Origin of the sequence: Mesorhizobium sp. M0598, assembly GCF_040320865.1 — a bacterium.
Taxonomy (GTDB): Bacteria; Pseudomonadota; Alphaproteobacteria; order Rhizobiales; family Rhizobiaceae; genus Mesorhizobium.
In genome coordinates this window covers 101344-113002 of sequence record NZ_JAMYQL010000008.1, presented here as the reverse complement: position 1 = coordinate 113002, position 11659 = coordinate 101344, and the positions used below count along the sequence as shown (strand labels likewise).

Annotated in this window: 12 protein-coding genes and 1 riboswitch; of the genes, 9 read left to right on the top strand and 3 right to left on the bottom strand. The window is 64.0% G+C overall.

The window, feature by feature from the left end; translation table 11 throughout:
• Nucleotides 1-179: 179 nt before the first annotated feature.
• From NKI59_RS13240 to dhaL, 8 genes are all read left to right on the top strand, one after another.
• Nucleotides 180-1064: a helix-turn-helix domain-containing protein gene (locus tag NKI59_RS13240; protein WP_031211585.1), complete on the top strand. Its 885-nt coding sequence runs from the start codon at nt 180-182 to the stop codon at nt 1062-1064.
• Between the two features lie 130 nt (nt 1065-1194).
• Nucleotides 1195-1854 (top strand): 2Fe-2S iron-sulfur cluster-binding protein, encoded by a 660-nt coding sequence (locus tag NKI59_RS13235; protein WP_352704660.1) that lies wholly within the window; start codon nt 1195-1197, stop codon nt 1852-1854.
• Nucleotides 1855-1857: 3 nt separating this feature from the next.
• Nucleotides 1858-2844 carry an FAD binding domain-containing protein gene (locus NKI59_RS13230; protein WP_352704659.1) on the top strand — a complete coding sequence of 329 codons (987 nt, stop codon included), beginning with the start codon at nt 1858-1860 and terminating at the stop codon, nt 2842-2844.
• Between the two features lie 71 nt (nt 2845-2915).
• On the top strand, nt 2916-3386 hold the full coding sequence (locus NKI59_RS13225; protein ID WP_023676010.1) for a nuclear transport factor 2 family protein: 471 nt from the start codon (nt 2916-2918) through the stop codon (nt 3384-3386).
• 146 nt (nt 3387-3532) lie between these two features.
• Nucleotides 3533-5794: a xanthine dehydrogenase family protein molybdopterin-binding subunit gene (locus NKI59_RS13220; protein ID WP_352704725.1), complete on the top strand. Its 2262-nt coding sequence runs from the start codon at nt 3533-3535 to the stop codon at nt 5792-5794.
• 116 nt (nt 5795-5910) lie between these two features.
• A riboswitch (FMN riboswitch) is annotated at nt 5911-6057 on the top strand.
• Between the two features lie 77 nt (nt 6058-6134).
• Nucleotides 6135-6608: a 6,7-dimethyl-8-ribityllumazine synthase gene (locus tag NKI59_RS13215; protein WP_352621099.1), complete on the top strand. Its 474-nt coding sequence runs from the start codon at nt 6135-6137 to the stop codon at nt 6606-6608.
• A 66-nt stretch (nt 6609-6674) separates the two neighbouring features.
• Nucleotides 6675-7682 (top strand): dihydroxyacetone kinase subunit DhaK, encoded by a 1008-nt coding sequence (locus tag NKI59_RS13210; protein WP_352704657.1) that lies wholly within the window; start codon nt 6675-6677, stop codon nt 7680-7682.
• Nucleotides 7683-7691: 9 nt separating this feature from the next.
• Complete coding sequence (dhaL, locus tag NKI59_RS13205; RefSeq protein ID WP_352704655.1) at nt 7692-8330, top strand: dihydroxyacetone kinase subunit DhaL; 639 nt, start codon at nt 7692-7694, stop codon at nt 8328-8330.
• On the opposite strand, the gene derI is transcribed toward dhaL, so the two are convergent.
• Genes derI through NKI59_RS13190 form a run of 3 tightly spaced genes read right to left on the bottom strand, consistent with a single transcriptional unit; the run spans nt 8327 to nt 10330 of the window.
• Nucleotides 8327-8770 carry a D-erythrulose-4-phosphate isomerase gene (derI, locus tag NKI59_RS13200; RefSeq protein WP_352704653.1) on the bottom strand — a complete coding sequence of 148 codons (444 nt, stop codon included), beginning with the start codon at nt 8768-8770 and terminating at the stop codon, nt 8327-8329. The genes dhaL and derI overlap by 4 nt on opposite strands.
• Nucleotides 8771-8796: 26 nt before the next feature.
• Nucleotides 8797-9555 carry a triose-phosphate isomerase gene (locus NKI59_RS13195; protein ID WP_023676016.1) on the bottom strand — a complete coding sequence of 253 codons (759 nt, stop codon included), beginning with the start codon at nt 9553-9555 and terminating at the stop codon, nt 8797-8799.
• 10 nt (nt 9556-9565) lie between these two features.
• Entirely contained in the window at nt 9566-10330 is a 765-nt protein-coding gene (locus NKI59_RS13190; RefSeq protein WP_023676017.1) for a DeoR/GlpR family DNA-binding transcription regulator, read from the bottom strand.
• 256 nt (nt 10331-10586) lie between these two features.
• Between NKI59_RS13190 and fba the strand changes: the two genes are divergently transcribed.
• A complete protein-coding gene (fba, locus tag NKI59_RS13185) occupies nt 10587-11651 on the top strand; it encodes a class II fructose-bisphosphate aldolase (protein WP_023676018.1) in 1065 nt (354 codons plus the stop codon).
• Nucleotides 11652-11659 lie beyond the last annotated feature (8 nt).

Below are 11659 nucleotides of genomic sequence, written 5' to 3'. Positions count from 1 at the left end.
CGCTTTGCCGAGAGGGCGCTCCGGATTTGCCTGATCTCACGATTTCTTGAACGCGGCACGGTTAAAAACGCCCGTTGCCTGTCCCACATGGACGGCCGTATGCGTAGCGGCGGGGCGGCGCCCAACGCTCGAAGCCGGGGTTGCCCACGGCTCGGCGAGTGAACCAGCGGGATACCGCGATGTCATTCAGACCGTTGCTTGGTGACGGACGGGTTCGGAGCCAGGACGAGAAGTCGGAGCCCCTGCAAACCGCGTCATGGGTCAGCTCCTCGATCGTCTTCGACAACCGGCGGTGGGCGTGCCGGGAGGCGGAGCTCCGCTGGACAGCCCCTCATCATCTGATCGTGCTGACCGAAGAAGGCGGCACGTCCCATACATCCATCCGGCACGAGGCACGATCCCTTTACGACGGAATGGACCGTCCCGGAGCCCTCACCTTCGTCCCGGCAGGCGCGGAACGACAGGGCTTCTATCGCGATGTAAACCTCTCCTATTCAGCCCTGTGGATCGATCCCGATATCGGGCTTCCCGGATGCGAACGCCTGAGGAACCTGCCTATACTGGTAAACAAGAAAGACGCGGTCGTCGCCACGCTCTTGAGTTCGCTTCGTGACGAGATGGCACTCGGCCACAAGCCAGACACTGCCTATGTCGAGCATCTGGTCGCCCTCGTCAGTCTCCGCGTGGCCAACCTGAGCCGGGAGCAACCGCGGTTTGTACGTCACGGCTGTCTCAGCCGCCGGGCACTTGGTCGCGTTCGGGATTACATCGATGCGCATATGAATTCCGACATTTCGCTAAGCGAGCTGGCAGCCGCCGCGGGCATGGCCGTCGACAGTTTTGCGCGTCGCTTCAAGGCGACGACCGGCCTTGCACCCTACGCCTATGTGATCGAGGAACGGGTGCGGCGAGCGGAGGCGCTGCTGCGCGAAACGGGTTTGTCGATCGGTGTCATTGCCTTTCGGCTCGGCTTCTCAAGCCAGAGCCACTTCACCACGACCTTCCGACGTCTGAGGGGCATGACGCCTCGTGCCTATCGGGTGAATTCTTCTCCAGAATCCTGATAGTGCCGCCGGTTTCTTGAAAGAAAGCCGCCGCCCGCACTCCCACCTCCAGTGTCGTTGGGTGACAGAACCCGAGGGTTCGCTCGGGTCAAGTTGCCGTCTGCGCTTCATTGCGACTGGGAGATCATGCATGGCCAAAACGGACAACAGGAGCGGACCGACGCGTCGAATGGTATTGGAAGGCGGTGTTGCGACCGGGGTGCTCCTGGCTACCGGACTACCGGTTGACGCCGAGCCGGCCGAGATCGTCACGGCGGCTGCGTCGTCCTCACCACTACCGACGATGACGATGTCGTTACGGATCAACGCGAAGGATCTTGCCATCGAGCTCGACCCGCGGACGACGCTGCTCGACGCCCTGCGCAACCATCTCGGCCTCACCGGCTCGAAGAAGGGCTGCGACCACGGCCAGTGCGGCGCATGCACGGTGCTCGTCGATGGGCGCCGGATCAATTCCTGCCTGACGCTTGCCGCAATGCATCAAGGCGACGAGATCACCACGGTCGAGGGCCTTGCCGAGGGTGACCGGCTGCATCCGGTCCAGGCCGCCTTCGTCGCCCGCGACGGTTTCCAGTGCGGCTACTGTACGCCAGGCCAGATCTGCTCGGCGGTTGGCATGCTGGGCGAGGCGCGGGCCGGCTGGCCAAGCCATGCGAGCGCCGACGTGGCAGCGGCTTCCGTCGCTCTCACCGATGCCGAGATCCGCGAGCGGATGAGCGGCAACATCTGCCGTTGCGCCGCCTATCCGAACATTGTCGCTGCAATCCGCGACGCGGCAGAGGAGGCATGAGCAATGCAGTCCTTCACTTATGAACGTGCGACGAGTGCTGAGCAGGCGGCGGCCGCGGTTGCGGCCCGGCCGGACGCCAAGTTCATCAGCGGCGGTACCAACCTGCTCGACCTGATGAAGCTCGAGATCGAGCGCCCAGCGCATCTCGTCGACATCAGCCGGCTGCCGCTTGATCGGATCGAGGAGACGGCGGAAGGCGGGCTTCGGGTCGGCGCCCAGGTCCGCAATAGCAATCTCGCCGCCGACCCGCGGGTAAGGTCGCGCTACCCGATGCTCACGCAAGCGCTGCTGGCGGGAGCGTCCGGCCAGATACGCAACAAGGCCTCGACCAGCGGCAATCTCCTGCAGCGCACGCGCTGCCCCTATTTCTACGACCGCAACATGCCCTGCAACAAGCGCCAGCCGGGTTCGGGCTGCGCGGCACTTCAGGGCTTCAACCGCATGCACGCCGTACTCGGCGCGAGCGAAGCCTGCATCGCGGTCCATCCTTCTGACATGGCGGTCGCCATGTCCGGGCTCGACGCCAGGATCGAGACCGTCTCGCCCGGCGGCGAGACCCGTACGACCCCGATCGGCGATGTCCATCGATTGCCCGAGACGATGCCCCAGGTGGAGACCGTGCTCGGCCACGGCGAAATGGTCGTCGCGGTTGTCCTGCCGCCGCCGCCACCCGGCCGGCAGCTTTACCGCAAGGTGCGCGACCGTGCTTCCTACGCCTTCGCGCTGGTGTCCGTGGCAGCAATCGTCGAGAAAGGCGGCGACCGTATTCGAAGTGCTCGGATCGCCATGGGCGGCGTGGCAGCCAAGCCCTGGCGCGCGACGGAGGCGGAGCGCACGCTCGCAGGAGCGTCGGCGTCCGACGGTGCCTTTATCGACGCGGCCGAAGCCGCGCTCGCCGGAGCTGTCGGGCATGGCGCCAATGATTTCAAGATCCCGCTGGCGAAACGGACGATGCGGCACACGCTCGCTGCTGCCGTCGAGAGTGCGTGAGGTGACACGATGACAGACACGACGACCCCGAACAGCGGTTCCCAGATGCAGGCGACGAGCAGGAGATCGATATGAAACTCACGCGACGCGCCGTTGCCGCCGCGGGTGGCGGCCTTTTTGTTTCTGCCGCAGCAGCTTGGGGCGCCACATCCGACCCGGGAGCTCGTCACGGGCTCGAGGCCGCCGTCGACGCCTTCTTTGCCGGCTGGGCCTCTGGCGACTGGACGGCATTCCTTGATTGTTGCGATGAGACGATGACCTTCCAATTCCCTGTCGGCGAGCAACGAGGCCGACACGGACCACCGGAAGGCAAGCGGGCACTCGCAGCCTGGACCGCCGCGCATCAGGCGCAGGGAAACAGGATCACGAAATCGACCGTCGATCTCAAGCTCTTCGCCGCCGACTGGGTCATCGTCTGCGACCGCGGGAGCGGGACAATCGGTGGCGCGCCCTACACTGGCCTGCATGCGATCCTCATCCGGGCCGGCCCGACAGGGAGGCTGGTCGAATTTCGCGAGTATTTCGGCGAGATCGCCGCGTGAGCTCCGGCCGCCGCGCGACGAACATAAAGGTGCGAGGAAGCGGCGTCGTCGCGGCCTCGATGCTTCCGAACTCCAGATGAAAAATCTTTAGGTGACTTATGAACGAGACCATACCCGGACTGCCCGGCTCCGCCACCCATTCAAGGATGAAACCTCGTCCCGATGCTGGCATCATCGGGAGGCCGATCGACCGCATCGACGGTCCGCTCAAAGTGACGGGCGGCGCCACATACGCTTACGAGAATGAGCTGGATGGTACAGCCTATGGCTACATTCTCGGCGCCTCCGTCGCCAAGGGCCGCATCGCCGAGATCGACACGACCGAAGCCGAACGGGCGCCGGCAGTGCTGCTCGTCATCACGCACCGCAATGCGCCGGCCCAGCCGGATTTCGGCCCAACGGTCACGCCAACGGTGCCGGAGGTCTTCACGCGCCCCCGGCCCGCGCTCAACAGCGATCGAGTGCGGTATTACGACGAGCCGGTCGCGCTGGTCGTTGCGGAGACGTTCGAGGCGGCACGCGCTGCTGCGGGCCTCATCAGAGTACGCTATGACGAGGAGCCGGGCCTCTACGATCTACCGGGACATATCGCCGACGCCTACGCGCCAAAGCGGACCAATGCCGGCTTCGAGACCGACAGCGTGGTCGGCGACTTCGAGCGCGCCTTTGCGACGGCGCCGATCAAGATCGATTCCACCTACGGGACCCCCTTCGAACATCACAATCCGATGGAGCCGCATGCGACGCTTGCTGCCTGGTCAGGCAACGAGCTGACGATCCGTACATCGGCGCAGACCCTCGCGAACTTCCGGGCCGGGGTCGCCAGCACGCTTCGCATCCCGCTCGAGCGAGTGCGCATCGTCAGCCCCTTCATCGGCGGAGGCTTCGGTTCCAAGCTGATTGCCCATGCCGACACGATCCTGGCCGCACTTGCAGCGCAGGTGCTGCAGCGCCCCGTGAAGATCGCGCTGACGCGACAACAGATGTTCGCCAATGCCGGTCATCGCGCAGAGATGGTCCAACAGGTACGTCTCGGCGCGGACACTGACGGGCGGCTCACCGGGATCGCGCACGATGTCTGGTCCGCAACGTCCAGCTTCGAGGAGTACTGCGAACAAACGGCAGTTTTTGCGCGCTCGCTCTACGCCGCGCCGAACCGTCTCACCCGCCATCGCCTGGTTCCGCTGGACATCAACCGCGGCGAATGGATGCGCTCGCCCGGCGGAGCGCCCGGCATGCTGGCTTTCGAATGCGCCATGGATGAGCTCGCCGAGCGCGCCGGTCTGGACCCGATCGAACTCAGGATCCGCAACGAACCGGCACAGGATCCCGAGCGCGGCGTGCCGTTCTCCACCCGCAATCTCGTCGCCTGCATGGAGGAAGGCGCCCGCCGTTTCGGCTGGGAGCGGAGAAACCCGACACCGGGCCGAACTCGGGAGGGCCGCAAGCTTATCGGCCACGGCATGGCGGCGGCGATCCGTCCGAACTATATCGGCGCGGCGACGGCGCGGGTTGCGATCGACCGGGACTGTCGGGTGACGGCGCGGCTCGACATGACCGATATTGGGACCGGCACCTATACGATCCTGACCCAGATTGCCGCCGAGAGCCTCGGCCTGCCGATCTCGTCCGTCAAGGTGGAGCTCGGCGACAGCCGCTTCCCGCGTACCGCCGGCTCCGGCGGGTCCTGGGGCGCAGCAAGTGCGGGTTCGGCCTTGTATAATGCGTGCAACGTCCTCAAGGAACGGATCCTGGAGGCGGCGCAGTCGAACGAAGCCTCGCCGTTGCGCGGCGCGAACGCCACCGAGGCAAGCTTTGCCGACGGCGAGGTCAGGGTCGGCCAGCGATCGGCGAGCCTGGCCGATCTTATCCGAGGGATCTCTCCCGACAGGCTCGAAGCCGAAGGCTCCGTAGCCGCGGGCGCCACCACCCAGTCATACAAGACCTATTCGCAGCATTCCTATGGCGCGCATTTCGCAGAGGTCGCTGTCGATTGCGATACCGGTGAAATCCGGATGCGCCGGATGCTGGCTGTGATCGGCGCGGGCCGTATCCTCAACGCCAAGACCGCGCGCTCGCAAATCATCGGCGGCATGACCTGGGGGATCGGTGCAGCGCTGATGGAGCAGACGGTGCTCGACCCGCGCTACGGCCACTTCGTCAATCACGATCTTGCCGAGTATCATGTGCCGGTCAATGGCGATGTCCCCGATATGGAGGTCGCCTTCCTCGAGGAAGACGACGACAAGGCCAACCCGCTTGGCGCAAAGGGTCTCGGCGAGCTCGGCGTGTGCGGTGCGGGGGCTGCTGTCGCCAACGCCGTTTACAACGCGGCCGGCGTGCGAGTGCGTGAATTTCCCATCACCTTGGACAAGGTGCTGCCTGCCTTACCGGTGATCGCCATTTGACGCTCTCCTCCCTCGCCCTCAACGGTGACCAGGTCGAAACGAATCGCTATTTCTGCGCCATCGACGACGACGCCGGTGGTTGACAGCGCTTTCCGGCCCTTCCATACAAACGCCGTCAATGTTCTCAGGGCGGGGTGAAAGTCCCCACCGGCGGTAAGGGTCTCGGCCCAAGCCCGCGAGCGCTTTCCGGTTAGCCGGAGGGGTCAGCAGATCCGGTGTGATTCCGGAGCCGACGGTCACAGTCCGGATGGAAGAGAACGAAATGGAAGACGGTCCGCTTTCGCGGTTCGGACTCCGTATCGTGCGTCCTGATTCTGGTTCGAAACGGAAGGATGGACCCATGAATCAGCATTCCCACAACGACTATGAAACGATCCGCGTTGCCGTCATTCGCGCGCGTTGGCATGCCGATATCGTCGACCAATGCGTTGAAGCATTCGAGGCGGAACTGGCGGTTCTCGGAGAGAAACGCTTTGCCGTCGATGTCTTCGATGTGCCTGGCGCTTATGAGATTCCCCTGCATGCAAAGACGCTTGCCGTGACCGGCCGCTATGCCGCTATCCTCGGCGCCGCGTTCGTCGTCAATGGCGGCATCTACCGGCACGAGTTTGTTGCAAGCGCGGTCATCGACGGCATGATGAATGTGCAATTGTCGACTGGCGTGCCGGTGCTTTCGGCGGTGCTGACGCCGCACAACTACCATGACAGCGCGGACCATCACCGCTTCTTCTTCGAGCATTTCAAGGTCAAGGGCAAAGAGGCGGCCAGTGCCTGCATGCAACTGCTGGCAGCACGCGAACACATCGCGGCGTGAAACCTCCACCGCCGGGTGGAAATCCCGGTAAGGCGCTGTAGTATCTCACGAAGCAGGAGGATGCCGGTGCAGACCAAGAAGATCATCAATGACGGCAATCGCTCCGTCGACGAGATGCTGGAGGGCATCCTGGCTGCGCATCCGCGCCATCTCAAAAGCGCGGAGGGAAGTCCGCGCTCGATCATCGCCCGCGACGGGCCTCGCCAGGGCAAGGTCGGCCTCGTCATCGGCGGTGGCTCCGGCCACGAGCCGACATTCCTCGGCTTCGTCGGCAAGGGGCTGGTCGACGCGGCCGCGATCGGCAATGTCTTCGCCTCGCCGCCGCCGGACCCGATCCTCGAATGCGCCAAGGCGGCCAGCGGCGGCGCCGGCGTGCTGTTCATGTACGGCAATTATGCCGGCGACGTGATGAATTTCGACATGGCCGCCGAAATGGCGGCAATGGACGACATCGAGGTGCGTACCGTGCTGACCACCGACGATGTCGCCTCGGCGCCACGCGACCAGAGGCAGAAGCGACGCGGCGTCGCCGGCAATTTCTTCATCTTCAAGGCCGCCGGTGCCGCCTGCGACCGAATGCTCTCTTTCGACGAGTGCGAGCGCATCGCCAGGAAGGCCAACGATCACACCTTCACCATGGGCGTGGCGCTGTCGCCCTGCTCGTTGCCGCAGACCCGCCGGCCCAATTTCGAGATCGGACCGGACGAGATGGAGATCGGCATGGGCATCCATGGCGAGCCAGGCATCGCGCGCGGAAAATTGAAAACCGCCGACGAGATCACCGACGAGATGCTGGACAATATCCTCGACGAGATGGCGCCGGCGCGCGGCGACAAGGTCGCGGTGCTGGTCGATTCGCTCGGCTCGACGCCGCTGATGGAACTCTACATCATGAATCGGCGGGTCAAGCAGAGGCTCGACGACATCGGCGTTTCCGTCCACGCGACCTGGGTCGGCAATTACTGCACCTCTCTCGAAATGGCCGGCGCCTCGGTGACGCTGATGCATCTCGACGGCGAGTTGCAGGCGATGCTCGACCATCCTTGCGACTGCGCCATGTTCCGCGCCGGCTGAGAAAGCATCATGACCTCGATCGATTCAGTCGGCTTGAAAAGAATGTTCGATGAGATCGCGGCGGCGATCGATGCCGACAAGGACCGGCTCTGCCAACTCGACGGCGTCATCGGCGACGCCGACCATGGCATCGCCATGGCACTAGGCTTCACTGCTGCGCGCGATGCACTAGCGCAACTCGACCTCGCGGCGACCGAGCCGACGGCGCTGCTCAACACTGCGGCGAAATCCTTCCTCAACGCGGTCGGCGCCTCGTCAGGCCCGCTCTATGCGACCGCCTTCATGCGCGGTGCCGCCGCCGTCAAAGGCAAGGCAATTCTGGAGGACGCTGACATCATCGCCATGCTCCGGGCGATGGCGCAAGGCATCCAGGATCGCGGCAAGGCCGAGCTCGGCGAAAAGACCATGGTCGACGCCTGGCTGCCGGCGGCGCAAGCAGCGGGTGCCGCGCAGCAAGCCGGCAAGAGCCTGTGCGAGAGCCTGGAAGCCGCACTCGCCGCAGCCGAACAAGGCGCCGAGACGACCAAGGGCATGATCGCCGCCAAGGGCCGCTCATCGCGGCTCGGCGAGCGCTCGCTCGGGCATATGGACCCCGGCGCCGCGTCGGCCGTGACGATCATCAGGGCGATGCGGAACAGTCTGGCTTAGCCCCGCTTCGCCGCGTCGAGCCTTTCGATGGCCTGGACATTGCCGGCCGATGGTCCCTTCTCATCGAATTCCGATGCGAGCCAGGCGTCGACGATCGACTTGGCCAGTTCCGGGCCGATGACGCGCGCGCCCATGGTGATGATCTGGGCGTTGTTGGATTTCGCGGCGCGCTCTGCCGAATAGGTGTCGTGGGTGAGTGCGGCGCGAATGCCGGGCACCTTGTTGGCGGATATGGATACGCCGATGCCGGTGCCGCAAAACAGGATGCCGCGATCGTTTTCGCCGTCCAGGATGGTCTGCGCGAGCTTCTGTGACAGGTCGGCATAGTAGCCCGACTGGCTGAGGTCGCTAACCGTGAGGCCGGGCTTGGTAGCGAGGTGAGCGGCAATGACGTCGAGCAGCGGCTTGCCGGCGCTATCAGCTCCAATGGCAATTTTCATGTTCCGTTTCCTTCCTGTTTGATGATTCAGATCGCCGCCGAGGCGCGCTTGAGGATGTCGACATAGCCGTCCGCCTGCCAGGCCGAGCGGCCGATGAACAAGCCGTCGATGTTGGGCTGGCCGACCAGTTCGGCGGCATTTTGCGGATTGACGCTGCCGCCATAAAGCACCGGCGGCACCATCGGCAGCAGGTCGCGTGCGATTTTCTTGATTAGCGCCTGCTGCCTGTCGGCATAGTCCGAACTGGCCGGCACGCCCTTGTCGCCGATCGCCCAGACGGGCTCATAGGCAAACAGGATCGTCGCCGCCTTCGCCGCGCCTTCGAGAAACTGCAGCGCGCCGTGCACCTGCAAGGCCAGCACCGCAGCGGCCTGCCCGCTGTCGCGTTGAGCCAAGGTCTCGCCGACGCAGATGAGTGGCACGAGACCGTGCTTCACCGCCGCCGCAGTCTTCAGCCCGACAGCCTTGTCGGTCTCGCCGAAATGCTCGCGCCGTTCGCTGTGGCCGAGCTCGACCATGTCGAGCCCGCAGTCTTTCAGCATGACCGGCGAGATCTCGCCGGTCCAGGCGCCGGCGTCGGTCCAATGCATGTTCTGCGCGCCGACCTTGATGCGCGTCGGCGACAGCGCTTTCTTGACCTCGCGGATCGCCGTGAAGGGCGGGATGACGAAAGGCTGGATGCGCTCGTCGAAACCGGGGACGAACTCCGCCAGCGCCTCGGCGAAAGCCATCGCCTCGGCGAGCGTCTTGTTCATTTTCCAGCTGGTGCCGACCCAATAAACCATGCGTGCCCTCCTATTCTGCGATCACTGTCAGCGAAACGCCGGCACCATCCAGCGCGGCGCGCATCTGCGGCTGCGGCTCGCGGCCGGTGAAGACCGTGTCAAAGGCCTTGAGATCTGTCAGGAAGTGCAAGGCAGTGCGGCCGAATTTCCCATGATCGACCAGCAGATATTTGCGCGCTGCTGCGGCCATCATCAGCCGTTTGGTCTGGACCACTTCCTGATCCTGGTGAAAGGCAGAGGCACCATGGATGGCCGATGACGACAGGAACGCGACATCGGCGCGCAATGATTTCAGCGTGTCCTCGGCGAGCAGGCCGAAGAAGCCGTGAAACTTCTTGTTGTATTGGCCGCCGAGCGCAATCAGGTTGATGCCGGCAACGCCCGCCAAATCCTGGATGACAGCCAGATTGTTCGAGATCACCGTCAGCGGACGCAGATCGGCAAGATGCCGAGCAACGCCGCCCGCGGTTGAGCCGTCGTCGATGATCACCGTCTGACCCGGTTCGATCATCGTCACGGCAGCGGCGGCGATGCGCTTCTTTTCGTCGCCGGCCAGCCGCTGGCGGTAGCGGAAATCGCTCTCGAAAAGGCTGCTCGGCTGGATCGAGGCGCCGCCGCGCACCTTGCGCAGGAAGCCGCTTTCCTCGAGCTCGTCGAGGTCGCGGTGGACAGTCATCTTTGACACGCCGAAGCGTGAGGCAAGATCGTCGACACTGGCGGTGCCGATGTCCATCAGAAAATCCATGATGCCTTGCCGACGGCCGTCGCTCTTCATTTCCGCGGCTTCCTCGTGCAATCCGGTTCCGAGATATAACAGCAAACGTCGCACAAGCCACCAAATTTTTTGTGATAATGTTATATCTCCATGGGATATCATGACGCTTCTGCTCGCGTCCTGTAACAAGAATTGCTGCCGGCCGAGCGCCCAGCGGTTGCGGTGCCGCGGAAATCCGGCCAGAAGCATCAGGGGCTCGACGACAACCGAACGGCCCGCAAACACTGGCTCGAAACCGGATACGGGAGACTACTGAGTGGCTCGCATCACACTGAGACAATTGCTCGATCATGCCGCCGAATACGGCTACGGCGTGCCTGCCTTCAACATGAACAATATGGAACAGGGCCTCGCCATCATGGAGGCAGCCGAGGAGACCAAATCGCCGGTTATCCTGCAGGCGAGCCGCGGCGCGCGAGCCTACGCCAACGATGTGGTGCTGGCCAAGCTGATCGACGCGCTGGTCGAAATCCATCCCGATATCCCGGTCTGCATGCATCTCGACCATGGCAACAACGAAGCGACCTGCGTCACCGCGATCCAGCACGGCTTCACCTCCGTGATGATGGACGGATCGCTGAGGGAAGACGGCAAGACGCCGGCCGACTACGCCTATAATTCCGGCATCACCCGCCGCGTCGTCGACATGGCGCATTGGGGCGGCGTCTCGGTGGAAGGCGAGATCGGCGTCCTTGGATCGCTTGAGATGGGCGGCGGCGAGCAGGAAGACGGCCATGGCGTCGAGGGCGTCATCAGCCACGACCAGCTGCTGACCGACCCGGTGCAGGCCGAACAATTCGTGCGCGACACCCGTGTCGATGCGCTGGCCGTCGCCATGGGCACCAGCCACGGCGCCTACAAGTTCAGCCGCAAGCCGGACGGCGCTGTGCTGGCCATGAACGTCATCGAGGAAATCCACCGCCGTCTGCCGAGCATGCATCTCGTCATGCACGGCTCGTCCTCGGTGCCAGAGGAGTTGCAGGAGATCATCAACAAATATGGCGGCCAGATGAAGCCGACATGGGGCGTGCCGGTCGAAGAGATCCAGCGCGGCATCAAGCACGGGGTGCGCAAGATCAATATCGATACCGACAACCGCATGGCGCTGACCGGCGCAATCCGCAAGGTGCTGACCGAGAACCCGAGCGAATTCGATCCGCGCAAATATCTGACGCCGGCAATGGCCGCGATGCGGAAGCTGTGCAAGGAGCGCTTCGAGCAGTTCGGCACCGCCGGCAACGCACCGAAGATCAAGCCGCTGCCGCTGTCGGAAATGGCCAAGCGGTACAAGTCCGGAAGCCTCGATCCGAAATTTGGCTGACGTATTCC

What these genes read in the sequence shown, in the direction of transcription:
- NKI59_RS13240 (WP_031211585.1), top strand. Translation starts at nt 180, where the DNA reads ATGTCATTCAGACCGTTGCTTGGTGACGGACGGGTTCGGAGCCAGGAC.
- NKI59_RS13235 (WP_352704660.1), top strand. Translation starts at nt 1,195, where the DNA reads ATGGCCAAAACGGACAACAGGAGCGGACCGACGCGTCGAATGGTATTG.
- NKI59_RS13230 (WP_352704659.1), top strand. Translation starts at nt 1,858, where the DNA reads ATGCAGTCCTTCACTTATGAACGTGCGACGAGTGCTGAGCAGGCGGCG.
- NKI59_RS13225 (WP_023676010.1), top strand. Translation starts at nt 2,916, where the DNA reads ATGAAACTCACGCGACGCGCCGTTGCCGCCGCGGGTGGCGGCCTTTTT.
- NKI59_RS13220 (WP_352704725.1), top strand. Translation starts at nt 3,533, where the DNA reads ATGAAACCTCGTCCCGATGCTGGCATCATCGGGAGGCCGATCGACCGC.
- NKI59_RS13215 (WP_352621099.1), top strand. Translation starts at nt 6,135, where the DNA reads ATGAATCAGCATTCCCACAACGACTATGAAACGATCCGCGTTGCCGTC.
- dhaL (WP_352704655.1), top strand. Translation starts at nt 7,692, where the DNA reads ATGACCTCGATCGATTCAGTCGGCTTGAAAAGAATGTTCGATGAGATC.
- derI (WP_352704653.1), bottom strand. Translation starts at nt 8,770, where the DNA reads ATGAAAATTGCCATTGGAGCTGATAGCGCCGGCAAGCCGCTGCTCGAC.
- NKI59_RS13195 (WP_023676016.1), bottom strand. Translation starts at nt 9,555, where the DNA reads ATGGTTTATTGGGTCGGCACCAGCTGGAAAATGAACAAGACGCTCGCC.
- NKI59_RS13190 (WP_023676017.1), bottom strand. Translation starts at nt 10,330, where the DNA reads ATGAAGAGCGACGGCCGTCGGCAAGGCATCATGGATTTTCTGATGGAC.